This window comes from Streptomyces sp. NBC_01017 (genome assembly GCF_045162795.1).
In the GTDB taxonomy this organism is placed as follows: Bacteria; Actinomycetota; Actinomycetes; order Streptomycetales; family Streptomycetaceae; genus Streptomyces; species Streptomyces machairae.
On record NZ_CP108683.1, the window covers coordinates 6,782,168 to 6,806,165 of the forward strand.

22 protein-coding genes and 1 tRNA gene are annotated in these 23,998 nt (G+C 70.1%); 10 read left to right on the forward strand and 13 right to left on the reverse strand.

Going from position 1 to position 23,998, the window contains the following annotated elements:
• Positions 1 to 188 precede the first annotated feature (188 nt).
• Both OG331_RS31115 and OG331_RS31120 read left to right on the forward strand, forming a co-directional pair.
• Positions 189 to 629: a hypothetical protein gene (locus tag OG331_RS31115; RefSeq protein ID WP_406202295.1), complete on the forward strand. Its 441-nt coding sequence runs from the start codon at positions 189 to 191 to the stop codon at positions 627 to 629.
• Between the two features lie 46 nt (positions 630 to 675).
• Positions 676 to 1,545, forward strand: coding sequence for a fused MFS/spermidine synthase (locus tag OG331_RS31120; RefSeq protein ID WP_406202297.1), 870 nt, complete (start codon positions 676 to 678; stop codon positions 1,543 to 1,545).
• Between the two features lie 22 nt (positions 1,546 to 1,567).
• Here the strand turns inward: OG331_RS31120 and OG331_RS31125 are convergent, their stop codons facing one another.
• Positions 1,568 to 2,089, reverse strand: coding sequence for a hypothetical protein (locus OG331_RS31125; protein ID WP_406202299.1), 522 nt, complete (start codon positions 2,087 to 2,089; stop codon positions 1,568 to 1,570).
• A gap of 139 nt (positions 2,090 to 2,228) precedes the next feature.
• On the opposite strand from OG331_RS31125, the gene OG331_RS31130 reads away from it, so the two are divergent.
• The 3 genes from OG331_RS31130 (at position 2,229) to OG331_RS31140 (ending at position 5,893) form a co-directional block, all read left to right on the forward strand.
• Positions 2,229 to 2,918: a response regulator transcription factor gene (locus tag OG331_RS31130; protein ID WP_362382853.1), complete on the forward strand. Its 690-nt coding sequence runs from the start codon at positions 2,229 to 2,231 to the stop codon at positions 2,916 to 2,918.
• On the forward strand, positions 2,915 to 4,318 hold the full coding sequence (locus OG331_RS31135; protein WP_406202301.1) for an ATP-binding protein: 1,404 nt from the start codon (positions 2,915 to 2,917) through the stop codon (positions 4,316 to 4,318). Before OG331_RS31130 ends, OG331_RS31135 begins: the two co-directional genes overlap by 4 nt.
• A gap of 108 nt (positions 4,319 to 4,426) precedes the next feature.
• Positions 4,427 to 5,893, forward strand: a complete 1,467-nt coding sequence (locus tag OG331_RS31140) for a cellulose binding domain-containing protein (protein ID WP_406202303.1) — start codon at positions 4,427 to 4,429, stop codon at positions 5,891 to 5,893.
• Positions 5,894 to 5,970: 77 nt separating this feature from the next.
• On the opposite strand, the gene OG331_RS31145 is transcribed toward OG331_RS31140, so the two are convergent.
• The 4 genes from OG331_RS31145 to OG331_RS31160 form a co-directional block, all read right to left on the reverse strand.
• A complete protein-coding gene (locus tag OG331_RS31145; protein WP_406210394.1) occupies positions 5,971 to 7,389 on the reverse strand; it encodes a GH1 family beta-glucosidase in 1,419 nt (472 codons plus the stop codon).
• Positions 7,390 to 7,536: 147 nt separating this feature from the next.
• Positions 7,537 to 8,439: a carbohydrate ABC transporter permease gene (locus tag OG331_RS31150; protein ID WP_406202305.1), complete on the reverse strand. Its 903-nt coding sequence runs from the start codon at positions 8,437 to 8,439 to the stop codon at positions 7,537 to 7,539.
• Positions 8,436 to 9,464, reverse strand: a complete 1,029-nt coding sequence (locus OG331_RS31155) for a carbohydrate ABC transporter permease (protein ID WP_406202307.1) — start codon at positions 9,462 to 9,464, stop codon at positions 8,436 to 8,438. Before OG331_RS31155 ends, OG331_RS31150 begins: the two co-directional genes overlap by 4 nt.
• Positions 9,461 to 10,786 carry an ABC transporter substrate-binding protein gene (locus OG331_RS31160; protein WP_406202309.1) on the reverse strand — a complete coding sequence of 442 codons (1,326 nt, stop codon included), beginning with the start codon at positions 10,784 to 10,786 and terminating at the stop codon, positions 9,461 to 9,463. The genes OG331_RS31155 and OG331_RS31160 overlap by 4 nt, the downstream gene beginning before the upstream one ends.
• Positions 10,787 to 11,168: 382 nt before the next feature.
• Between OG331_RS31160 and OG331_RS31165 the strand changes: the two genes are divergently transcribed.
• Complete coding sequence (locus OG331_RS31165; RefSeq protein ID WP_406202311.1) at positions 11,169 to 12,224, forward strand: LacI family DNA-binding transcriptional regulator; 1,056 nt, start codon at positions 11,169 to 11,171, stop codon at positions 12,222 to 12,224.
• Between the two features lie 40 nt (positions 12,225 to 12,264).
• Here OG331_RS31165 and OG331_RS31170 read toward each other — a convergent pair whose 3' ends face one another.
• The 5 genes from OG331_RS31170 to OG331_RS31190 form a co-directional block, all read right to left on the reverse strand.
• The gene (locus tag OG331_RS31170) at positions 12,265 to 12,765 is read right to left on the reverse strand and encodes a GNAT family N-acetyltransferase (RefSeq protein WP_406210397.1); all 501 of its coding nucleotides are present in this window, start codon (positions 12,763 to 12,765) and stop codon (positions 12,265 to 12,267) included.
• A 132-nt stretch (positions 12,766 to 12,897) separates the two neighbouring features.
• A tRNA-His gene (locus tag OG331_RS31175) sits at positions 12,898 to 12,970 on the reverse strand.
• 127 nt (positions 12,971 to 13,097) lie between these two features.
• Positions 13,098 to 13,700 (reverse strand): oligoribonuclease, encoded by a 603-nt coding sequence (gene orn / locus OG331_RS31180; RefSeq protein WP_406202313.1) that lies wholly within the window; start codon positions 13,698 to 13,700, stop codon positions 13,098 to 13,100.
• A 101-nt stretch (positions 13,701 to 13,801) separates the two neighbouring features.
• A complete protein-coding gene (locus tag OG331_RS31185; protein ID WP_406202315.1) occupies positions 13,802 to 15,031 on the reverse strand; it encodes a helix-turn-helix domain-containing protein in 1,230 nt (409 codons plus the stop codon).
• Positions 15,032 to 15,408: 377 nt separating this feature from the next.
• Positions 15,409 to 15,726 carry a hypothetical protein gene (locus tag OG331_RS31190; RefSeq protein WP_406202317.1) on the reverse strand — a complete coding sequence of 106 codons (318 nt, stop codon included), beginning with the start codon at positions 15,724 to 15,726 and terminating at the stop codon, positions 15,409 to 15,411.
• A gap of 350 nt (positions 15,727 to 16,076) precedes the next feature.
• Here OG331_RS31190 and OG331_RS31195 point away from each other — a divergent pair, with 350 nt between their 5' ends.
• Together OG331_RS31195 and OG331_RS31200 are read left to right on the forward strand one after the other, a co-directional pair.
• Positions 16,077 to 16,604, forward strand: coding sequence for a universal stress protein (locus OG331_RS31195; protein ID WP_328881464.1), 528 nt, complete (start codon positions 16,077 to 16,079; stop codon positions 16,602 to 16,604).
• Between the two features lie 150 nt (positions 16,605 to 16,754).
• Positions 16,755 to 17,321 carry a GPR1/FUN34/YaaH family transporter gene (locus tag OG331_RS31200; protein ID WP_406202319.1) on the forward strand — a complete coding sequence of 189 codons (567 nt, stop codon included), beginning with the start codon at positions 16,755 to 16,757 and terminating at the stop codon, positions 17,319 to 17,321.
• Positions 17,322 to 17,491: 170 nt separating this feature from the next.
• On the opposite strand, the gene glmS is transcribed toward OG331_RS31200, so the two are convergent.
• Positions 17,492 to 19,309 carry a glutamine--fructose-6-phosphate transaminase (isomerizing) gene (glmS, locus tag OG331_RS31205; RefSeq protein ID WP_406202321.1) on the reverse strand — a complete coding sequence of 606 codons (1,818 nt, stop codon included), beginning with the start codon at positions 19,307 to 19,309 and terminating at the stop codon, positions 17,492 to 17,494.
• Positions 19,310 to 19,323: 14 nt separating this feature from the next.
• Positions 19,324 to 19,581: a hypothetical protein gene (locus tag OG331_RS31210; RefSeq protein ID WP_328427477.1), complete on the reverse strand. Its 258-nt coding sequence runs from the start codon at positions 19,579 to 19,581 to the stop codon at positions 19,324 to 19,326.
• A gap of 208 nt (positions 19,582 to 19,789) precedes the next feature.
• On the opposite strand from OG331_RS31210, the gene OG331_RS31215 reads away from it, so the two are divergent.
• A complete protein-coding gene (locus OG331_RS31215) occupies positions 19,790 to 21,352 on the forward strand; it encodes a purple acid phosphatase family protein (RefSeq protein WP_406202323.1) in 1,563 nt (520 codons plus the stop codon).
• A gap of 25 nt (positions 21,353 to 21,377) precedes the next feature.
• Here OG331_RS31215 and OG331_RS31220 read toward each other — a convergent pair whose 3' ends face one another.
• Positions 21,378 to 22,262 carry a DUF4429 domain-containing protein gene (locus OG331_RS31220; protein WP_406202325.1) on the reverse strand — a complete coding sequence of 295 codons (885 nt, stop codon included), beginning with the start codon at positions 22,260 to 22,262 and terminating at the stop codon, positions 21,378 to 21,380.
• A gap of 70 nt (positions 22,263 to 22,332) precedes the next feature.
• Here OG331_RS31220 and OG331_RS31225 point away from each other — a divergent pair, with 70 nt between their 5' ends.
• Entirely contained in the window at positions 22,333 to 23,907 is a 1,575-nt protein-coding gene (locus OG331_RS31225; RefSeq protein ID WP_406202327.1) for a beta-N-acetylhexosaminidase, read from the forward strand.
• The last annotated feature ends 91 nt before the right edge of the window (positions 23,908 to 23,998 follow it).

A 23,998-nucleotide genomic window follows, 5' to 3' on the forward strand; every position in this document is an offset into this window, starting at 1 on the left:
GCTTCCGGCGGGCAAGAACGTACCTGCTGTAGCGGAGCCGCCACGCAGTGTTTGGCTACAAAACGGATATCTCATACAGGATCTGCCATGAACTGCCATCCTTTGCGGCGGACTTCCGCCGTAGCCGTTGACGCCGCGCCGCGTTGAACTCTTCGGACTGCAAAAGGGGTTCCGTGGTGGAGGTCGGGATGAAGACCAGCCAGAGCATCGCTCCGCATACGCCGTCGACGACGGTGGGGCACGCACCGACCGCACAGTGCAGCGAGCCGTCGGAGACGGGCTGCGACGTGGTCACGGTTCCGGCGCGGCAGGGCCTGGAGGCGGTCGACATCCTGCGGCGGGGCGCGACCGGGGAGGCCGTGGGCCCCGTCCTGCACGACGACGACTGCGACACCCTGGGCTTCGTGGTCCCGCCGGGCACCGCGGCCGCCTGGGACGTGCCCGGCAGCACCTGCACGGAGACCGACGGCAGGGGGATGAGCCTGAACCTGAACCCCGAGCCGCCCGTCGAGGGCTCGGACTGGCTCCTGCCGCCCGGCGACGCCGACCTGGCGACGGATCCCGCGGTGCTGCGGGCGGCGCTGGGGGAGGCCGCGCGGTTGATCGAGGCGGCCGACAACTGCAGCTGACGCCGCTGCCCGGGCGGCACCGCCTCCCACTTGCGACAATGACCCAATGAGCAAGCCCAGGAAAGCCCGGCGCCGGTCGGCCGCAGTCGATGCCGTCGTCGAACGCGTCGACGGAGGGCTCGCCGAGCTGATACCCGACCCGGACCGTGCCAGGGCCTGGACGCTCCTCATCGACGGCGCTCCCCAGTCGCACGTCGATCTCGACGACCCCGCCCACCTCTCCTTCGAATACCAGCGCCGCCTCGGCCACGTCATCGACCTCGTGGCCCCACCGGGCAAACCCGTGCAGGCCGTGCACCTCGGCGGCGGCGCATTCACCCTCGCCCGCTACGTCGCCGCCACCCGCCCCCGGTCCACCCAGCAGGTCGTCGAGCGGGACGGCGCCCTCGTCCAACTGGTGAGGCGGGAGCTGCCGTTGGATCCGAACGCCCGGATCCGGGTGCGGTCGGTGGACGCCCGGGACGGGCTCGCCAAGGTGCCCGACGGGTGGGCCGACCTCGTCATCGCCGACGTGTTCAGCGGGGCCCGGACCCCCGCCCACCTGACCTCGACGGAGTTCCTCGACGACGTACGCAGGGTCTTGAGACCCGGCGGCGTCTTCACCGCCAACCTCGCCGACGGGCCGCCGCTCGCGCATCTGCGCGGCCAGATCGCCACCGCCGCCGCCCGGTTCGCCGAGTGCGCGCTGGTCGCCGACCCGACCGTGCTGCGCGGCAAACGCTTCGGCAACGCGGTTCTCGTCGCCGCCGACCGGCCCCTCCCGGTCGCCGAACTGACCCGCCTCGCCGCATCCGACCCGCACCCGGGCCGGGTCGAACACGGCAGGTCCCTCACCGACTTCACCGGCGGTGCCGTAGCCGTCACCGACGCGGCGGCAGTCGCCTCACCGGCGCCGCCGGCCTCCGTCTTCAGATGAGCCGGCGCAAGCGCAGGGGCGGTCAGTAGGTCCCGATCTCCACCCGCGGCGGCCCGTCGTGCCACGTGCAGAACACCGACACCCGGTCCGCGCCGGAGCCGAACTCCACCCGGATCCACGTCTCCGTCTTCCACACCTGCATCGACCAGCCCGCACCAGGGGTGGCCGAGACGAGCGTCGCGGAGGTCTCGCCGATGTCGAAGACCGCGTGGCCGCCGTCGGTGTCATAGCTCTTGACCCGGCCGGACGTGGTGGGGGAGGAACTGGTGCTCTTCGGCGGCGTCTTCGACGGGGCCGGAGTGCGGGGCGTCCCGGTCGGCTTCGGCGAGGGACTGGTGGGAGCCGTCGAGGGAGTCGGCCGGTTCGTGGACGACGCCAGCGGCTTCGACTCCTGTGTCGTCCCGTCGGCCGCCGTGATGGGCAGGGCGCGCGGCCGGTCGTACACCGTGCCGGCCATCACCGTGTGGACACCCCACCACGACAGCGTGACCGCCGCGCCCGTGGCGAGCGACCAAGCCAGTACGTGTACGAGTCCTCTGCGCATCGCGGGCCATACTGCCTCACACGTCCCGGACGTGTCGCGCCGTTGCCGCACGGGCGGCCATGGATGCCGAGTTGTCCACAGGGGGCGAGTTGTCCACAGGCCCGGACCGGGCTCGGCCGCATGGCGTACGGTGCGGCGCATGGCAAGTGTGCTCGTGGTCGAGGACGACCAGTTCGTACGCTCGGCGCTGATCCGGCACCTGACCGACGCCACCCACACGGTGCGCAGCGTCGGCACGGCACTGGAGGCGCTGCGCGAGGTCGCCCATTTCCGCTTCGACGTCGTCATCCTGGACCTCGGTCTGCCCGATCTGGACGGCTCCGAGGCCCTGAAGATGCTGCGCGGCATCACGGACGTACCTGTGATCATCGCCACCGCACGGGACGACGAGGCGGAGATCGTCCGGCTGCTGAACGCAGGGGCGGACGACTATCTGACCAAGCCCTTCTCGGTGGAGCACCTGTCGGCCCGGATGTCCGCGGTTCTGCGCCGGGCCCGGTCGAGCGGCGGCGAGGCGGCCCCCTCCAGCGTGCTGCGCGTGGGCGGCCTGACCGTCGACCCACTGCGCCGCCAGGCCGAGTTGGACGGCGCGAGCCTCGACCTCACCCGCCGTGAGTTCGACCTGCTCGCCTTCCTGGCCGGACGGCCCGGGGTCGTCGTCCCGCGCAAGGAACTGCTCGCCGAGGTGTGGCAGCAGTCGTACGGCGACGACCAGACCATCGACGTCCATCTGTCCTGGTTGCGCCGCAAACTGGGTGAGACCGCCGCCAGCCCGCGCTATCTGCACACCCTGCGCGGCGTCGGCGTGAAGCTGGAGCCGCCGCGATGAGATGGGCACTGGTCAAGGTCTGCCTGGCGGTCACCGTCATGGTCGTGGTCGCCTTCGCCGTCCCGCTCGGCCTGGTCATCAGGGAGATGGCCCGCGACCGCGCCTTCTCCAACGCGGAGCGCGAGGCCGCCGCCGTCGCCCCGGCGCTGTCCATCACCACCGACCGGGACCAGCTGGAGCGGGTCGTCGCCTCGGCCGGGTCGGACGCGGGCATGGCCGTGCACATACCGGCCTCCGGTGACGCGGCCGCCGTCGACCTCGGCCGGCAGCGCGCCGTCGCCGACGACATCGCGACCGTACGACGGCTGGGCCGCGCCTCGACCACCGAGGTCGAGGGCGGGTCCACGCTGCTCCAGCCGGTCGCGCTGAGCTCCGGCGAGATCGCCGTCGTCGAGGTGTACGTCCCCGAGGCGGAGGTCACCAACGGGCTCACCACGGCCTGGGCGGTGCTCGCCGGGGTCGGCCTCGCCCTGATCGTCGGGTCGGTCGCAGTCGCGGACCGGCTCGGCGTACGGATGGTGCGGCCGGCGCAGCGACTGGTCGAGGGCGCGCACGAGCTGGGGGAGGGCAAGCTGGGCGCCCGGGTGCCGGAGGAGGGGCCGAACGAACTGCGGCTGGCGGCCGTCGCGTTCAACGCGATGGCCGACCAGGTCGTACAACTCCTCGCGAACGAGCGTGAGCTGGCGGCCGACCTGTCCCATCGCCTGCGGACGCCGCTGACGGTGCTGCGGCTGAACGCTGCCTCGCTCGGGGACGGTCCGGCCGCCGAGCAGACCCGGGCCGCCGTCGCCCAACTGGAGCGCGAGGTCGACACGATCATCCGTACGGCCCGGGAGGCCAAGCCGCAGACGGTGGCGGCGGGCCCGGGCGCCGGGTGCGACGCGGCCGAGGTGGTGCGTGAGCGCATGACGTTCTGGTCGGCGCTGGCGGAGGACGAGGACCGCAAAGTGCGGGTGGCAGGCGTGGACCGGCCGGTGCGGATACCCGTGGCCCGGGCGGATCTGGCGGCCGCGCTGGACGCCCTGCTCGGCAACGTCTTCCGGCATACGGCCGAGGGCACCGCGTTCGCGGTCGACGTGCACAACGGCGAGGACGCGGTGATCGTGCTCGTCTCCGACGCGGGGCCCGGCATCACCGACCCCGAGGCGGCGATGGCGCGCGGGCGGGGCTCGGGCAGCGCCGGGTCGACCGGCCTCGGGCTGGACATCGTGCGGCAGCTCGCGGAGTCGACGGGCGGGGACGTACGGATCGGTTCGTCGGTGCTCGGCGGAACCGAGGTGCGGATCTGGATCCAGCTGGACGCGCGGGCGCCGGTGCGCAGGGGCCACCGGGGTTCGATGCGCCGTCGCCGGCCGGGCAGATTGGTCTCGACCTTTAACCGGCCCCGATCCCTTCCTTAAGCGCACCCTAAGGTCCCCAACCCCAGCCCGGATCGGGCGCTTTGTCCGATTCGAGATCGCTAGCGTGCTGCCGCACCCCCCACCCCGAACAGCAAAGGCAGACACGCGATGAGCACCCACCGGCGCAAGGTCAGCGGCAGGAACAAGGCGATCGGCGGTCTCGTCGCAGCGGCCGTGGTCGGCGGCGCCGCGCTCGTGTTCACCGGCACCGCGCAGGCCGCCGGGATCGGAGCGGCGTACACGAAGACCAGCGACTGGTCGACGGGGTACACCGCGCAGTACGTCGTCACGAACAACAGCGGTCAGGCGCAGCAGGACTGGAAGCTGGAGTTCGACCTGCCGTCGGGCTCGAAGCTGAGCTCGCTGTGGAACGCCGAGTCGAGCGTGAGCGGGCAGCACGTCACCGCGACGCCGCCGAAGTGGGACAAGGACGGGCTGGCCGCCGGCGAGTCGGTGACGGTCGGCTTCGTCGTCAACGGCACGGGCGCCCCGGCGGGCTGTCTGATCGACGACGCGAAGTGCTCCGCGGACGACAGCGCGACACCCGAGCCGAGCGGCCGCCCGACGGCCACCGAATCCGCCCCGCCGAAGCCGACGGCCACCCCCACCCAGTCCGCGACCCCCACGCAGTCCGCGACCCCCACCGCCAAGCCCTCGCAGACCCCCGGCTCCGGGACGGCCGCCACCGCCGGCTTCGCCCCGTACATCGACACATCCCTCTACCCGGCCTTCGACATGGTCGCGAGCGCCGAGGCGACCGGCGTGAAGGACTACAACCTCGCCTTCGTCACCGACGGCGGCGGCTGCACCCCGAAGTGGGGCGGCGTCACCGACCTCGGCACCGACGCGGTGGCCGCGCAGATCGGTGACCTGCGTGCCAAGGGCGGCGACGTCCGCGTCTCCTTCGGCGGCGCCGCAGGCAGCGAGCTGGCGACGACCTGCTCCTCGGCGGACGCGCTGGCGGCGGCGTACGAGAAGGTCGTGAGCGCGTACAAGCTGACCAAGGTCGACTTCGACGTCGAGGGCGGCGCGCTGCCGGACAAGGCGGCCAACACCCGCCGCGCCCAGGCGATAGCCGAGCTCCAGGCGGACCACCCCGACCTGGACGTCTCCTTCACCCTCCCCGTCATGCCCGAGGGCCTGACGCAGCCCGGCGTCGACCTCCTCGCCGACGCCAAGAAGAACGGTGTGCAGATCGACACCGTGAACATCATGGCGATGGACTACGGCCCCGCGTACAGCGACGACATGGGCACCTACGCCGAGCAGGCGGCCACCGCCACCCAGGCCCAGGTCAAGAGCGTGCTCGGGCTCTCCGACAGCGCCGCCTGGAAGACGGTCGCCGTCACCCCGATGATCGGCGTCAACGACGTCGTCACCGAGATCTTCAAGGTCGACGACGCCACCCAGCTGGTGAACTTCGCCAAGTCCAAGGGCCTCGGCTGGCTGTCCATGTGGTCGGCGACCCGCGACAAGCAGTGCGCGGGCGGCGAGAAGCCGGCGGCGGACGCGACGTGCAGCTCGATCCTCCAGGAGAAGTTCGCGTTCTCGAAGGCGTTCGCGGCCTACAACTGACCCACCAACCGGATCCATCGAGCCCACGGGGGCGCGCCCCGGCCGGTCTTCCCCCCATCCGGCCGGGGCCGATCCGTCTAGATCTCCGGGTCCACCGCCGGCAACGTCCCCGTCCGAGCCGCCTCCCCGTACCAGTACGCACTGGACTTAGGCGTCCGGGCGAGCGTCGAGTAGTCGACGTACACCGCCCCGAACCGCTTGCTGTACCCGTACGCCCACTCGAAGTTGTCCATCAGGGACCACAGGTAGTAGCCCCGGACGTCGGCGCCGTCGGCGATCGCGCGGCGAACCGCGGAGAGGTGGCCGTGCAGGTAGGCGATGCGCTCGGGGTCGTGGACGCGGCCGTCGGGGTCGGGCTTGTCGTCGTAGGCCGCGCCGTTCTCGGTGATGTAGAGCGGCAGGCCCGGAGCCTCCCGGGAGTAGCGCATGATCAGCTCGTGCAGGCCGGTCGGGTCGATGGTCCAGCCCATCTCCGTGCGGTCACCGGGGGTCTGGTGGAACAGCACGTCGTCCGCGCCCGGCCACGGCGAGTGCGCGCTCGCCCCGTGGCCGTCCGCCCGCGGCCCGCTGACGTCCGTCTCGGCCGCCGACACCAGCGCCGGCGTGTAGTAGTTCAGGCCCAGGGCGTCCAGCGGCTGGTTGATCGCCGCGAGGTCGCCGTCGAGGACGTACGACCAGTCCGTCACGAGCTCCGTCGCCGCGTAGAGCGTCTCGGGGTAGACGCCGTGCAGGATCGGGCCGTGGAAGACCCCGTTGGCCAGGTCCTCGATCTTCCGGGCCGCCACCAGGTCCGCCGGGTCCTGCGAAAGCGGCCGGACCACCGAGGAGTTGAGGCTGAGCGCCACCGAGTTGCGGGCCGGCATCACCGAGCGCAGGGCCGAGGCGCTCAGGCCGTGCGCGAGGTTGAGGTGGTGGGCCGCCCGCAGCGAGGCCGCAGGTTCCGTACGGCCCGGCGCGTGCACGCCCGACCCGTAGCCCAGGAACGCGCTGCACCACGGCTCGTTCAGCGTGATCCACTGTTCCACGCGGTCGCCGAGCGCCTCGCCGACGATCTGCGCGTACTCGGCGAACCGGTACGCCGTGTCGCGCTCCGGCCAGCCGCCCGCGTCCTCCAGCTCCTGCGGCAGGTCCCAGTGGTAGAGGGTGACGGCCGGCTTGATGCCGTGCGCGAGCAGCTCGTCCACCAGCCGGCGGTAGAAGTCCAGGCCCCGCTGGACCGCCGGGCCCCGGCCCGTGGGCTGCACGCGCGACCAGGAGATCGAGAAGCGGTACGCGCTGAGGCCGAGCTCGGCCATCAGCGCCACGTCGTCGCGGTAGCGGTGGTAGTGGTCGACAGCGATGTCACCGTGCTCACCGCCGGTGGTGCGCCCCGGCGTGTGGCTGAAGGTGTCCCAGATCGACGGGGTACGGCCGTCCTCGCGCACCGCCCCCTCGATCTGGTACGCGGACGTCGCGGCGCCCCAGAGGAAGGCGGGCGGAAACGACACGGAGGTCATGGGCTCAGGCATGGAAGCGCTCCCATAGGGGGTCGTGGAGACCGACGGGTAGGAGGGGAGTAGGGGGAGAGGGCCGAGGGGATGAGGGGCCGAGGCGGCAATGACCCGGCCCCGAGAGACGTACTGGAAGGGCGATATGACCGCAGGTCAGCCCTTGATCGCGCCCTGCATGATGCCGCCCACGATCTGCTTCCCGAACAGCAGGAAGGCGATCAGCAGCGGCAGCGTGCCGAGCAGGGCGCCCGCCATGATCACCGCCTGGTCGGGAACGTAACCGGTGCCGAGCGAGTTGAGGGCGACCTGCACGGTCGGGTTCTCCTGGTTCAGGGCGATGATCGGCCACAGGAAGTCGTTCCAGGCGAACACGAAGGTCAGCAGGCCGAGGACGGCCATCGCGGGCCGGGCGGCCGGGAACACCACATGCCAGACGACCCGCAGGCTGCTCGCGCCGTCCACCCGTGCCGCCTCGATCAGCTCGCTCGGCAGCGCCTGCACCAGGTACTGCCGCATGAAGAACGTACCGAAGGCCGTGCACAGCGTCGGCAGGATGACCGTCTGCAGCTGATTCGACCAGCCGAGGTCCGCCATCCACAGATACAGCGGTACGACCGCCAGCTGCGGCGGGATCATCATCGTGCCGATCGTCAGCAGCAGCAGGACCCCGGAGAACCGGAAGCGGAGCTTGGCGAAGGCGAACCCGGCCAGCGTCGCGAACAGCACCGTGCTGATGGTGATCGTGCCCGCGACGAACATGGTGTTGAACATCGCCTTTCCGAGCCCGGCCTCCTCCCACGCCCGGTCCATGTTCTTGAACAGGTTCCCGCCGAACCACAGCGGCGGCGGAGTCTCCGCGAGCCGTCGGTCCGTGCGCGAGGCCGCGATCGCCGTCCACACCAGCGGGGCCAGCGAGACGAGTGCGAAAACGGCCAGGACGACATAGGTGAGCGGGCCGGCGTGCAGCTGCTTGCCCGCGCCCATCACGCGAGGGCGCCGGGGCTGCCGTACCTTCTGGGTCGAGACCTGAGGAGTCGTCAGTTCACTTGTTGTCATTGGGACTTCCTCAGCCGTCGGGACACCAGCAGTTGGATCACGGCGACGATCAGCAGGATCAGGAACATCGACCAGGCGATCGCGGACGCCTTGCCGAGGTTGCCGATGATCCAGCCCTGGTCGTACATGTACAGGCCGAGCGTCTGGTACTGGTGCTCGGAGCCGCCCTTCGAGCCGCTCACCCCGCCGAACAGCAGGGGCTCGCCGAAGAGCTGGGTCGCGCCGATCGTCGAGACGACGACCGTGAACAGGATCGTCGGCCGCAGCTGCGGGATCGTCACATGGATGAACTGCTGCCAGCGGTTGGCGCCGTCGATGGCGGCCGACTCGTACAGGTCGGCCGGGATCGCCTGCATGGCGGCGAGGTAGATCAGCGCGTTGTAGCCGGTCCAGCGCCAGATCACGATCGACGAGACCGCGAACTGCGAACCCCAGTCGGACTCACGCCAGTTGACCGGATCGATGCCGACGAACTCCAGCAGCCAGTTGATCATGCCGCCGTCCCAGGAGTACAGCAGTACGAACACCAGCGTCGCCGCCGCCACCGACGTGGCGTACGGGGTGAGCATCACGACCCGCCACATGGTCGAGCCGCGCAGCCTGTAGTTGAGCAGGTGCGCCAGCCCGATCGCCATCAGCAGCTGGGGCACCGTGGAGATCACGCCGATGGTGAAGGTGTTCCACAGCGCGTTCCAGAAGAAGTCCGAGGACAGCAGGTTCTGGTAGTTGTCCAGGCCGGTCCAGGTCTGGCCGTCCAGGTTCGCCAGCTGCACGTTGTGCAGCGAATACCAGGCCGTGTAGAGGAGCGGGATCAGCGAGAACGCCCCGAAGACGATGAAGAAGGGGGCGATGAACGCGTACGGCGACGCCTTCATGTCCCAGCGGTACAGCCGGCTCCGCCAGGAACTGCTCCCCGGCGGCGGCGTACCGCGACCGTGCGCGCGGCCGGCCGCGCCCGGCTGGTCACCGGGCGCGGCGTCGGCGCTCGACGCAGGGTGCGCGAGGGCCTCTTTGGAGCTGGTCACTGGCCGAGCACGTCCTTGATCTCCTGGGTGGCGGCGTCCCAGCCCTGGTCGGCGGACTTGCCCTTCTGCTCGACCTGGAGGATGCCGATGTCGGTGATCGCGGTGCCGATCGGCTGGTCCTTCGTGCCCAGGTACTGGGTCGGGATGGTCTCGGCGGAGGCGGAGAAGATCTCGGTGATCGGGGCGTTCGAGAAGTACGCCTGCGTCGCGGTCGCCGGCTTCAGACCGGAGTACGCCGACGGGGTCGACGGGAAGCTGGCCTGCTTGGCGAAGACCTTCGCCTGCTGCTCGGGCGCGGTCAGCCACTTCGCCAGCTTGATGGCCTCCTTCTGGTTCTTGCTCGCCGTCGGCACGCCGACGAACGAACCGCCCCAGTTGGCCGCGGTCGGCGCCGCCGCCACGTCCCACTTGCCCTTGCCCGAGTCACCGGACTTCTCCTGGATGTAGCCGATCATCCAGGCCGGGCAGGCCACGGTGGCGAACGTGCCGTTGGCGTAACCCTGGTCCCACGGCTTGTCGAACTGCTTCAGCTTCGCCGACATGTCGCTGGTCGCGACCTCCATGGCGACGTTCCAGGCCTTCTTCACACCCGCGGACTTGTCCCAGACGACGTTGCCGTCCTTGTCGTAGTACCGCTCGACCTCGCCGCCCAGGGCCGCGTTGTAGACGGAGGAGGCGGAGTCCACGAACTTGGTGCCGCTGGGCGCCTTCTTCATGTACTCCTTGCCGAGGTCGACGTACTTGCCCCAGTCGCCCTTCCACTGCTCGGCGAGCTTGGCGCGGTCGGTCTCCAGACCGGCCTTCTCGAACAGGTCCTTGCGGTAGCAGATCGCCATGGGCCCGATGTCCGTCCCGAGCCCGATCAGCTTGCCGTCCTTGGTGGTGGCCTGGGCGTTCTTCCAGTCCAGCCACTGGGACTTGTCGGCCTCCTTGCCGAGGTCGACGAACTTGTCGGCCTGCGTCTGCACGGCCTCGGTGATGTTGCCGACCTCGATCGCCTGAATGTCGTCGGTGCCGGAACCGGCCTGGAGGCGCGTCAGGGTCTTGGGCCAGTAGACGTCGGTACGGGTGGTGACGTTCTCCTTGATGGTGATGTCGGGGTTGAGCTTCATGTACTCGTCGTAGAGGCCGGCCTGCTTGTAGCCGAAGACACCGAAGGTGCCGATGGTGAGCGTGGTCTTGCCGCCCCCGCCGTTGCCTCCGCCTTCGCCCGAAGAGCCGTCGTCCGAGTCCTCGGCGCAGCCGGCGAGCAGCCCTGTCGTCAGCGCGGCCGCGACCGCGAGGGTCATCAGCCGGCGGGACCCGCGGGTACTCGTGCGCATTGCGTCCTCCTGTTGCCTGACGTGCCGACCCCCCGGCCAACGGCATTGTTGGGCCCGTTAGTTCGTCATCTTGCATCGCTGCGGCTCGGGCGGGGAACGTGCGGGATGTGTATGTGTCAGGTACTGTGGGAGCGCTCCCACAAGTGATGTGTTGAAGGGTCGTCGGTCCGGGCGGGGGTGTCAAGGGAGCGGACGCGGAGTTCTGCGTTCAGTTATCGGGCCGTTAACTGGACCAAGTTGAGCCCGTCCGGCGATGGAGGACGGGGCCCTTTCGGGGCCGAAGCGGGGGGCTGGGGGCGGCGGCCTCCAGCAACGGTCACTCTTCCTGGCAGGACTGTTAAATTCCAGGCCGGCGCAAAGACAACGCGGGAAGGCGGAGCCCATGGCAACCCACGGAGCGCGGGGCCGGAGCGGCGGGCGGCCCACCCTCGAAGAGGTGGCGGCCCGCGCAGGGGTGGGCCGCGGCACCGTCTCCCGGGTGATCAACGGCTCGCCCCGGGTCAGTGACGCGACCCGCGCGGTGGTGGAAGCGGCGGTGGCGGAACTCGGCTACGTCCCCAACACGGCGGCCCGTGCCCTGGCCGCGAACCGCACGGACGCGATCGCCCTGGTCGTGCCCGAGCCGGAGACACGCTTCTTCGCGGAACCGTACTTCTCGGACATGCTGAAGGGCGTCGGCGCCGAACTCTCCGACACCGAGATGCAGTTGCTGCTGATCTTCGCGGGCAGCGACAAGGAGCGCCGCCGCCTGGCCCAGTACCTGGCGGCACACCGCGTCGACGGCGTCCTGCTGGTCTCGGTCCACGCGGACGACCCGCTGCCGGACCTGCTGGCCCAGCTGGAGATCCCGGCGGTGATCAGCGGCCCGCGCTCGGCCGCCGAGACCCTGACGTCGGTGGACTCGGACAACTACGGCGGTGCCCGCTCGGCCGTCGAGCACCTGGTGGCCCACGGCCGCACCCGGATCGCCCACATCACCGGCCGGGTCGACGTCTACGGCGCCCAGCGCCGTGTCGACGGCTACCGCGACGCCCTGCGGGACGTGGGGTCCGGCGTGGACGAGCAGCTGATCGAGCCGGGGGACTTCACGGAGGAGGGCGGCCGGCGCGCGATGGAGGCCCTTCTCGCGCGCTGCCCCGACCTGGACGCGGTCTTCGCGGCGTCGGACGTGACGGCGGCGGGCGCCCGTCAGGCCCTGCGCGAGGTGGGCCGCCGTATCCCCGACGACGTGGCCCTCGTCGGCTACGACGACTCCGCCATCGCCCGCCACATGGACCCGCCCCTCACCAGCGTCCGCCAGCCCATCGAGGAGATGGGCCGCCGCATGATCGACCTGCTCCTCACCGAGATCGCGGACCGCCGGCCGGCGGTGTCACGGGGGTTGGAGAGGAGACAGGTGGTGCTGGCCACGGAGCTGGTGGAGCGGGCGTCGTCGTAGCGGGCGTCGGGTACGCGGTGAAGTCGCCGGCGTGGTGACGTCAGGGGCGTAGCACCCGTCGCCACCTGGTCTCGCCGTCCTGCTCCTCGTCCGTCGGGAGCAGCCCCGCGGCCCTGGCCACGGCGGCGGAGGCGAGGTGGTCGGGGTGGATGTGGGCCACGACGGTGCGGACCGGAGGCAGGGCGGCATGCGCAAAACGCACGGCGGCCCGCTGCCGTAGCCATGCCACCAGCCCTTGCGCCGCCTCGCGGGCGTATCCGCGCCCCTGCCACCGGGTGCCCACCACCCAGGCGATCTCCGCGGTCGTATCGCTGATCGTGGCCTGGACCGTGCCGATGAGGCGGGAGTCCGTGCGCAGGCGCAGGACCCAGTTGCACCACGTGACGGACGGGTCCGGGGAGCCGGCGACCAGGCGTTCGTACCGGGTCCGCAGGGCTTCGGCGGACAGCGGCGAGCCGCCGATGAAGGTGTGCAGGGCCGGGTCGGACAGGGCCGGGGTCATTTCCGCCGCGTGGTCGGCCCGGAGGGGGAGGAGATCCATGCGTGGCGTGCGGATGGGTTCGGTCAGCACGGGGGGTCCTCTCAACTCGCCTCAGCGTGCCGGGTCCTGTCGGTGCCGCAGAACGCGATCAGCCGGTGACCTCTGTGTCGAGGTCACCGGCTGACTGCTCAGGGTGAGTGACGGGACTCGAACCCGCGGCATCCTGGACCACAACCAGGTGCTCTACCAGCTGAGCTACACCCACCATGACCGGCGATGTCTTCCGTGGAATCCCCGACCGGCCGAGAAAAAGTGTACAGGGTCCGAAGGGGTGCTCGCGCACAGCTTTTCGCGGTGGCCTCGAGCCACCCCCTCGCACCCCTCCCGGACCGCTACTGAGCAGGCAGAACGTGCTTCGCGGCGATCGACTTCGCGGTGTCCGAGTCCGGGCCGGGCTGCGGTACGAAGACGGCCTCGCGGTAGTAGCGGAGTTCGGCGATCGACTCGCGGATGTCGGCGAGGGCGCGGTGGTTGCCGTTCTTCTCGGGGCTGTTGAAGTAGGCGCGCGGGTACCAGCGGCGGGCCAGCTCCTTGACCGACGAGACGTCGACGATGCGGTAGTGGAGGTAGTCCTCCAGCGTCGGCATGTCACGCAGCAGGAAGCCGCGGTCGGTGCCGACGGAGTTGCCGCACAGCGGGGCCTTGCCGGGTTCCTTCACGTGCTCGCGTACATACGTCAGGACCTGCTCCTCGGCCTCCGCCAGCGTCGTGCCGGCGGCGAGTTCGTCGAGCAGTCCGGACGCGGTGTGCATCTGACGCACCACCTCCGGCATCGTCTCCAGCGCCGCGTCCGGCGGACGGATGACGATGTCCACGCCCTCGCCGAGGACGTTCAGCTCGGAGTCGGTGACGAGGGCGGCAACCTCGATGAGCGCGTCGTCGGACAGCGAGAGGCCGGTCATCTCGCAGTCGATCCACACCATGCGATCGTTCATGCGACCACCCTAAGGCTGACGTCCGTCTTTGGGTGCCCCGCGTCGCAGTGGGTGTGCACGAACGCCGGGCGGGCTGAGACGCCCGCCCGGCGTTCATGAGGTCACGCTCCGCTGCGCTGCCCCGGCAGGGTCGCCCGGCCTCCGATGTACAGCTCCCGCCCGTTCTCCGAGGGCGCGGGCGGGCCTACGGGTGCCGGGGTGCGGCGGGTCTGGGGCGGGACCGGGCCGCCCTCCGCGTACGGGCTGGGCGGGGGACCCGAGGGCACCGCCCCCGGACCGGCCGTGGGCTCCGCTTCCGTCGGCCGGTCGCCCTGCGGACGGCGCGCACGGTACGCCGCCCGGTACGCGGCCGGCGACGAGCCGAGCTGCCGGCGGAAGTGGCCGCGCAGTGCCACCGGGGAGCGGAAGCCGCAGCGGCCCGCCACCTCGTCCACCGAGTAGTCCGACGTCTCCAGCAGCCGCTGCGCCTGCAGCACCCGCTGGGTGATCAGCCACTGCAGCGGCGCGCTCCCGGTGAGAGAGCGGAAGCGGCGGTCGAAGGTGCGGCGGCTCATGTACGCGCGTGCCGCCAGCGTCTCGACGTCGAACTGCTCGTGCAGGTGCTCCAGCGCCCAGGCGACGACCTCGGCCAGCGGGTCGGCGCCGATCTCCTCTGGTAAAGATCGATCGAGGTAGCGCTCCTGACCGCCGGTCCGGCGCGGCGGGACCACCAGGCGGCGGGCCAGAGCCCCGGCCGCCTCGTTGCCGTGGTCCGTCCGCACGATGTGGAGACAGAGATCGATTCCGGCCGCGGTGCCGGCCGATGTCAGTACGTCGCCGTCGTCCACGAAGAGTTCTCGCGGATCAACATGCACCGACGGATAGCGCTTGGCCAGCGTCGGTGCGTACATCCAGTGTGTCGTCGCGGGACGGCCGTCCAGCAGGCCCGCCGCGGCGAGGACGAAGGCGCCGGTGCACAGTCCGACTATGCGGGCGCCTTCCTCGTGCGCCCGGCGCAGAGCGTCGAGCGCATCCTCGGGCGGTGGCGAAGTGATCGAGCGCCAGGCCGGTACTACGACCGTGCCCGCCCTTGAGATCGCCTCCAGGCCATGTGGTGCGGTGAGTTCCAGGCCCCCTGTGGTCCGCAGAGGGCCTTCCTCGCCGCCGCACACGAGCAAGCGGTAGCGCGGCACGCCGGCGTCCTGGCGGTCTATGCCGAACACCGACAGTGGTATGGAACTCTCGAAGATGGGGCCGCCGCTGAACAGCAGCACCGCGACGATCTCCTTGCGGCGTCGCCCGGAAAGCTTCCGGGCCGCGGCTTCCGGCGCGGCAGTGGAGTCGTGGCTCATACTGCTAAGCCCCCCTCGGTGGTCGCGGCTCCTCGGTTGTGTCGCTCCTGCACGTTTCCCCTTGGTCCTGCACGAGTCCCCCGCCGTAGACAGTCAAGATCGAATCTACTGTGTCGCGTCACGCCTGAGTGGCCGGTTCGGCACTCGGTAGATTGTCGACTTGGCAACTTGGCGTGAAGCATTCGATCACGAAGCGTTGCACTCACGGGCCGTGCAGGGAAGTGCGCCTTGTCGCAGTGGCCAATCCACGTAGGGTGCGCAGGGCCCCTGAGGCCCTTTCCGTGCAGGTGGAACGGGGGTTGGGGGGTGTTCTGGGTGGGGGATGCATGCGCGCCAGAAGTTGGCTGAAAAGCAGCGTGCCCCTGCGCGGAAACCGGTCAACCGACCGGTGTATTTCCCCCAGTGTGACGTCCGCCTCTATGGGCGCCTGTTCCGGTCCTGTGATGACGTCCGCGGCGCCGGGGCGTCGGGCCGAACTGCTCCCCGGCCTTCAGGCGTGCCGCGCCGCGTTCCGACTGGCGCAGCAGCAGGCGGCACACGCCCGTCACGGCGGCCAGCCCGAAGGCGGTGCCGGCGGCGCCGGCGAGCGAGGTGCCGTACCAGAGGAGCACCACGGGGACGAGGACGCAGCTGAAGGCCGCCCAGCGGACCACGTCGGTGACGCTGTCCTCGGTGGGTGTGCGCGGTGCGGACATTGGGTGCGTGCTCCCTGGGCTCCCTGGGCGGTGGCTCGTGGTGATCAACGCATGTTCGTGCGGTCGGTCACTGGTGCGCGGCCGTCATGACCTCCCGACGCGGGTGAACCCTGTGCAAACCGCCTGTACACCGCAGCAACCATTGCGTGACGGGCGCCCCCTCGTGCATGCTCCCTGGAACCCGCAACGACCGAGAGCGGGGATCTGGGTTAAGGAGGCGTGCCGCCGTACCCTTGGGGTATGGGGTTGGGAAGACCATTCCCGGACACAGCTCCGCCGCAGACTGCTGGATCCGTCAGCGAGCTCCGCTCGCGGACCCACCCATAAAGGATCAATACGCCGAGACAGCCATGGCCGGTCACGAATTCTTCGAACCCGCGGACCGCAAGCGGCCCGTCGCCGACCCCACGGCGGCCGAGCCCCTGGCGGCGGAACAGCCACGCCATTCCTGCGACCCCGCTTTCAAGCACGGCGTCGTCGTCGGCTTCGACGGCTCCACCTCCAGTGAGCGCGCCCTGGCGTACGCCATCGGTATGGCTCATCGCTCCGGGTCGGGCCTGATCATCGTCCACGTCGCCAACCGGCTGCCCACCACGGTGTGGGCGGGCTGTGAGCCGCCGGTCTTCGTCGACGTGCCGGACCACCGCACCGAGGTGCTCGGCCTCGAACTCGCCTGCGCGGAGTATCTCGCCGAGGTGCCCTGGATCCTCGTCGAGCGCGGCGGAGACATCTGCCACGAACTCGAAGAGGTCGGGCGGGAGTACGAGGCGGACGCGATCGTCGTCGGTTCCACGCACGGCATCGTCGGACGGATCTTCGGCTCCGTCGCCGGGCGGCTCGCCAAGCGGGCCAAGCGTCCCGTCGTTGTCATTCCGTAACTCGCCGTTGTCCCAGGTGAGATGAGCCGTCCGGGACGCCGCCCCCCTTCTTGCGATACGTGAACTTACTCGCGCGTAGAGGTGTTTGTGCCTTTGTGAAGGGCATATATCGCTCACTGCACAAGTGCACATGCATGAAGGGAGCCCGCCGTGGACAACGACGTCTCTGCGGGAAGCGGAATAACCACCGTGGTCGGCCGACTCGCCCTCGGTGTCACCCTGTTGGCCTTCGGGCTGGGGTACGCCGATGTGATCGACGGCGTGTCAGCTGCTGACGCCGTATCAATCGCCCAGTACGTGGGCGGCATTGCCCTCTTCGTCGCCGGCCTGATGGCCCTGCGCGACCATGACGCCGCGAACGGGACCGCGTTCGTGGCGCTCGGCGCCCTGTGGTTCACCTGGGCCGTCTCCGCCGACAACCAGGTGTCCGCCAACGCGGCCGGGTTGTTCCTGCTGCTGTTCGCCCTCGTGGCGCTGACGCTGACCCTCGCGGGGGGCGACCAACTCGGTCAGGCCGCGTACGGGTTGTTCTTCGTGTCCCTGCTGCTCATGGCCATCGCCGGCTTCGCGGACAACGACGGGCTCACCAAGGTGGGCGGCTGGTTCGCCGTCGCCGCGGGTGCGGTGGCCTGGTACGCCGCGACGGCGGCTCTCGCGCACTGGCCCACCGCACTTCCGCGACGCGCTGCGGGCCGGGGGGTGACGGCCACCGGTTAGCTGCGCCGGCTGGGGGGTTGGGCGGCTCCCCGGCGATCAGAACGGACCCCCCGTGCATGGTGGCATCACGTGGGGGTCCGTTCCTGTTTCGTTGGCCTGTGCGGGTTTGTGGGGGTTGCTCGCGCAGTTCCCCGCGCCCCTAAAAGCTAAAAGCCTAAAAGCCAAAGCCTCTACTCGACCGTTACCGACTTGGCGAGGTTGCGGGGCTTGTCGATGTCTCGGCCCAGGGTCAGGGCCGTGTGGTAGGCGAGGAGTTGGAGGGGGATGCCCATCAGGATGGGGTCGAGTTCGTCCTCGTTCTTGGGGACGATGATCGTCTGGTCGGCCTTTTCCTGGGGCTGGTGGGCCACTGCGAGGATCTTGCCGCTGCGGGCCTTGATCTCCTCCATGGCGGCGCGGTTCTTCTCCAGGAGGTCGTCGTCGGGGACGATCGCGACCGTGGGGAGGGCCGGCTCGATCAGGGCCAGCGGGCCGTGCTTGAGCTCGGAGGCCGGGTAGGCCTCGGCGTGGATGTAGGAGACCTCCTTGAGCTTGAGGGATGCCTCGCGGGCGACCGGGTAGCCGCGGACACGGCCGATGAAGAGCATCGAGCGGGCCTCGGCGTAGCTCTGGGCCAGCTTCTCGATCTCACCCTCCTGCTCCATGATCTCGGCGATCTGGGCGGGCAGCTTGCGCAGGCCCTCGATGATGCGCTTGCCGTCGCGGACCGAGAGGTCGCGGGTGCGGCCCAGGTGCAGCGCCAACAGGGCGAAAGCGACCGTCGTGTTGGTGAAGCACTTCGTCGAGACCACGCAGACCTCGGGGCCGGCGTGCACGTAGATGCCGCCGTCGGCCTCGCGGGCGATCGCGGAGCCGACCACGTTCACGATGCCCAGGACCCGCGCGCCCTTGCGCTTCAGCTCCTGGACGGCGGCGAGGACGTCGTACGTCTCACCGGACTGGGAGACCGCGATGTACAGGGTGTCGGGGTCGACGACCGCGTTGCGGTAGCGGAACTCCGACGCCGGCTCGGCGTCCGCGGGGATGCGGGCCAGCTCCTCGATCATCTGGCCGCCGATCATGCCCGCGTGGTACGAGGTGCCGCAGCCCAGGATCTTCACGCGGCGGATCTTGCGGGCCTCGCGGGCGTCCAGGTTGAGGCCGCCGAGGTGCACGGTGGAGAAGCGGTCGTCGATGCGGCCGCGCAGGACGCGGTCCACGGCCTCGGCCTGCTCGTGGATCTCCTTGTGCATGTACGTGTCGTGGCCGCCCATGTCGTACGACGCGGCCTCCCACTCGACGGTCGTGGGCTCGGCCGTCGTACGGGTGCCCTCGGTCGTGTAGGTGCGGAAGTCGTCGGCCTTGAGGGTGGCCATCTCGCCGTCGTCCAGCGTCACTATCTGCCGGGTGTGGGCGACCAGGGCCGCGATGTCCGAGGCGACGTACATCTCCTTCTCGCCGATGCCGAGGACGACCGGGGAGCCGTTGCGGGCGACGACGATACGGTCCGGGAAGTCGGCGTGCAGGACCGCGATGCCGTACGTGCCCTCGATGAGCCGCAGCGTCTCGCGGACCTTGTCCTCCAGCTTCTCCGCCTGCGAGCGGGAGATGAGGTGGACGAGGACCTCGGTGTCGGTCTCGGAGAGGAACTCGACGCCGTCCGCCTCCAGCTTGCGGCGCAGGTCGGAGGCGTTGTCGATGATGCCGTTGTGGACGACGGCGACCTTGCCCTCGGCGTCCAGGTGCGGGTGGGCGTTCACGTCGGAGGGGGCGCCGTGGGTGGCCCAGCGGGTGTGGGCGATGCCGGTCGTGCCCTTGAAGCGCGCCGGGACCTTGGCCTCCAGGTCGCGCACCCGGCCCTTGGCCTTGACCATCTTCAGGGCGGGCGACTTCGGGGAGGAGACGACCACGCCGGCCGAGTCGTAGCCGCGGTACTCCAGGCGCTGCAGGCCCTCCAGCAGCAGGGGCGCCACGTCACGCTTCCCGATGTATCCGACGATTCCGCACATATATATAGGTATCCCTAGCCGTAGACGATGCGGCGCAGCTGGCGGAGCGTGAGCTCCGGTGGTGCCACCGCCCGGTATTTCAGGTCCGCCTCGATCCGTTCGAAGATCTCCGCGTTCACCAGGCCCTGGGCCTGGAGCTCGCGGTGGCGGCGACGGACGACCTCCTCGGTCGTCTCGTCGAAGTAGGCGAGCACGTCCTGGATCACCCGCAGTGCCTCGCCCCGGCTGAGGGGCGTGCTGCGGGTCAGGTGATCAACAAGGTCGTCGTGCACTCGGTAGATCCTGGGGTATGAGGGGGCGCTTCGCAAGAATCCTGCCCGATTTCGGGCAGCTGCCTGGTAATCGGCTGGCAATGGGCTGTTGAAACTCCTTGGAAGAACATTGAGGGTCTCATGGGAGCCTGTTCCGGAGCCGTCCATACCGTGGCCCGTATCCCGTTGCCTGAGGGGACGAGTTTCGGACGCCATGGACATTCCTCGCATGGGAGTACCCCAGCAGCTGGCCGAGCGCATGAGCATGGCCGAGCAGCACGAGTACCTGCGCGCCAAGTTCTCGCGGCGCACGATGATCAGAGGCGGCGCCGTCACGCTGGGCGCCGTCGCGGGCGGCACCTTCGTACCAGGCGCCACCGCACAGGCCGCCGTGCCGACGCGGACGGCCCCGCACACCGAGACCGTCGACGGCGCCCTCGTCGCCCCCTTCGGCCGCCACCTCGCCTACGGCAACGACGCGCGCACCGAGATGACCGTCTCGTGGCAGGTCCCGGTCGCCGTGAAGAAGCCGTTCGTGCGGATCGGCGCCCACCCCTGGGACCTCTCCCGCAAGATCGAGGCCGAGGTCCGCACCCTCCACACCCCGGCCGGCGTCGGGGCGAGTGCCGACCACACCCAGTACTACGTCCACGCCAAGCTCAGCCACCTGCGCCCGGGCCGGACGTACTACTACGGCGTCGGCCACCAGGGCTTCGACCCCGCCGAGTCGCACCTGCTCGGCACCCTCGGCACCTTCACCACCGCGCCCGGACACAAGGAGCCGTTCACCTTCACGGCCTTCGGCGACCAGGGCGTCAGCTACCACGGCCTCGCCAACGACAGCCTGCTTCTCGGCCAGAACCCGGCGTTCCACCTGCACGCCGGTGACATCGCGTACGCCGACCCGGCCGGCCAGGGCAAGTCCGCCGACACCGGCTTCGACTCGCGGGTGTGGGACCAGTTCCTGGCCCAGACCGAGTCCGTCGCCAAGTCGGTGCCGTGGATGGTGAGTTACGGCAACCACGACATGGAGGCCTGGTACTCGCCCAACGGCTACGGCGGCGAGGAGGCCCGCTTCACGCTCCCCGACAACGGGCCGGACCGGAAGAACCTGCCGGGCGTCTACTCCTTCGTCCACGGCAACACCGCGGTCATCTCGCTCGACCCGAACGACGTGTCGTACGAGATCCCCGCCAACCTCGGCATCTCCGGCGGCACGCAGACCAAGTGGTTCGAGGCGCAGCTGAAGAAGTTCCGGGCGGCCCACGACATCGACTTCGTCGTCGTGTTCTTCCACCACTGCGCGTACTGCACCTCCACCGCGCACGCCTCGGAGGGGGGTGTGCGCCAGGAGTGGGTGCCGCTGTTCGAGAAGTACCAGGTGGACCTGGTCATCAACGGCCACAACCACCAGTACGAGCGCACGGACGTGATCAAGGGCGACAAGGTCACGAAGAAGCTGGAGATCGGCGGCACGGCGTACCCCGAGACCGAGGGCGTGGTGTACGTGACCGCGGGTGCGGCGGGCCGCAGCCTGTACGCGTTCAGCGCCCCGGACTCCTACGAGGGGCACGAGAACGAGGTCGACTCCGTGGCCTCCTTCGTCAATCTCAAGGACGGCAAGCAGAACGAGACGGTCGCCTGGTCCCGGGTGCGCTACCTCAACTACTCGTTCCTGCGGGTGGACGTCCAGCCCGCCTCGCGGGGCCGCTACGCCACCCTGAAGGTCCAGGGCATCGCCGAGACCGGTGACCGGATCGACCACTTCACGGTGGCCCGCCGGGCCAAGTAGGTCCACGCAGGGCCCGGCAAGTGCGCTACATCCGCTTGAGGACCGCCTGCTTGGCCAAGGTGAACTCCTCGTCCGTCAGCACGCCCGTGTGATGGAGCTCGCCGAGTTCGCGCAGGCGGCGCAGGAGGGCGTCGTGGTCGTCCTCGGCGGCCGCGGCCGGAGGGGAAGGCAGCTCCGGTCGCGCGTCCGCCACGTCCGTACCGGTGGCCCTGGCCGGATGCGGGAGGCGGGCCTGGACCGCCGCCGCGACCAGGGCCATCAGCGGGTCCTTCTTGAAGCCCCACAGCTCCACCGAATTCGGGTCGTACTTGGGCGGGGCCTTGGTGGGCGCGTTCCTGACGGTGAAGCGGAGGTGGCCGTTCTCCAGGCCCGCCGCCGGATGCCACTCCACGGCCGTGAGGTCGGTGACCGTGAGGGAGCGGCTGCCGGCGGCGGCCTTGGCGTCCTCCGTCTTCCAGTTCCACTCCAGGCGGATGTTCTCGCCGTCGAAGGTCGCGGTGCCGTCCCCGGCGGAGACCGACAGGGGCACCGAGGGGCCCGGCAGCAGGTACGCGTCGACCGGGTCGGCCGGGACCTGGTCGAGCAGCAGGGCGTTTCGCACCTCGTCCACGAAGTACTCGGCGACGCCGTAGCGGTCGGACTCGACGATCAGCTGATACGGGTCGTTGGGCTCGGTGAGCCGGCCGCCGGTGGCGTGCAGCAGCGGGTCGGCGCCGTCCCGCAGCCGCAGTCGCAGCCGCCCGGCCTTCTTGCCCTGCTCGAAGGAGACCCCCGCCAACGCCCCCAGGGGGAGGACCAGTTCACCCAGCGTCTTGCGGAACAGGCTGACGTTCTTGTCCCGCCCGGGAGTCAGCCGTAGTGCGTCGCCGTCGAAGACCCACGTGCCGTCCTTCTGGATGATTTCCGCCATGGGGTGGATTGTTCCACCAGTCTCACGAGAGAGTGGTCCAGACCTCTTGGCCCATGGAAGGGACGGCCTTGTGAGACAGCGCCACAGATCGTTTCGCCTTCTCGGTTCCCTGCTCCTCGTCGCGATGGGCGTCTCCGTGACAGGGGCGGCCCCCGCACCGGCGGCATCGACCACCCCGCTCGACCGGGTGGTCCCCGCGCCCGCCTCGGTCGCCCCGAGCGGATCCCCCTACCGCATCACCCGCGACACACACATACGCGTCGACGACTCCCGCGAGGCCCGCCGCGTCGGCGACTACCTCGCGGCCGTCCTGCGCCCCTCCACGGGCTACCGCCTCCCCGTCACCGCCCACGGTGGCGGCGGCATCCAACTGCGCCTGGCGAAGGGCTCGTACGGCGACGAGGGCTACCGCCTCGACAGCGGCCGCAAGGGCGTCACCATCACCGCGGCCCGGCCCGCCGGGCTCTTCCACGGCGTCCAGACCCTGCGCCAGCTGCTGCCGGCGGCCGTCGAGAAGGACTCCGTCCAGCGGGGCCCCTGGCTGGTCGCGGGCGGCACGGTCAAGGACACCCCGCGCTACGGCTGGCGCGGCGCCATGCTCGACGTCTCCCGGCACTTCTTCAGCGTCGACCAGGTCAAGCGCTACATCGACCAGCTCGCCCTCTACAAGATCAACAAGCTGCATCTGCACCTCAGCGACGACCAGGGCTGGCGCATCGCCATCGACTCCTGGCCGCGTCTGGCGACGTACGGCGGCTCGACCCAGGTCGGCGGCGGTCCCGGCGGATACTACACCAAGGCCGACTACAAGGAGATCGTCCGGTACGCGTCCTCCCGCTATCTGGAGGTCGTCCCCGAGATCGACATGCCCGGCCACACCAACGCCGCCCTCGCGTCCTACGCCGAGCTGAACTGCGACGGCGTCGCGCCCCCGCTCTACACCGGCACCGAGGTCGGCTTCAGCTCGCTGTGCGTCAACAAGGAGATCACGTACGACTTCGTGGACGACGTGATCCGGGAGCTCGCCGCGCTCACGCCGGGCAAGTACCTCCACATCGGCGGGGACGAGGCGCACTCGACCAGCCACGAGGACTATGTGAAGTTCATGGACCGCGTGCAGCCGCTCGTCGCCAAGTACGGCAAGACGGTGGTGGGCTGGCATCAGCTGACCGGAGCGACTCCGGCGAAGGGGGCGATCGCCCAGTACTGGGGGCTGGACGGTACGAGTGCCGAGGAGAAGGCGCAGGTCGCCAAGGCCGCGCAGAACGGGACGGGGATCGTGCTGTCCCCGGCCGACCGGATCTACCTCGACATGAAGTACACGGCGGACACGCCGCTGGGGCTGGACTGGGCCGGTCTGGTCGAGGTGAAGCGGTCGTACGACTGGGATCCGGCCGCGTACCTCCCGGGTGCCCCCGCCTCGGCAATCCGGGGGGTGGAGGCTCCGCTGTGGACGGAGACGATCACCAAGTCGGACGACATCGAGTACATGGCGTTCCCGAGGCTGGCGGGTGTGGCCGAGCTCGGGTGGTCGCCGGCTGCCACGCATGACTGGGATGCCTACAAGGTCCGGCTGGCTTCGCAGGGGCCGCGGTGGGAGGCGTTGGGGATCAACTTCTATCGGTCGCCGCAGGTTCCTTGGTGATTCGTCGTCTGCGGGCCGGTGGGGGCTGGTCGCGCAGTTCCCCGCGCCCCTGAAAGCAAAGGGCGCGCACGCCCCGGTCGTATAGACGTGC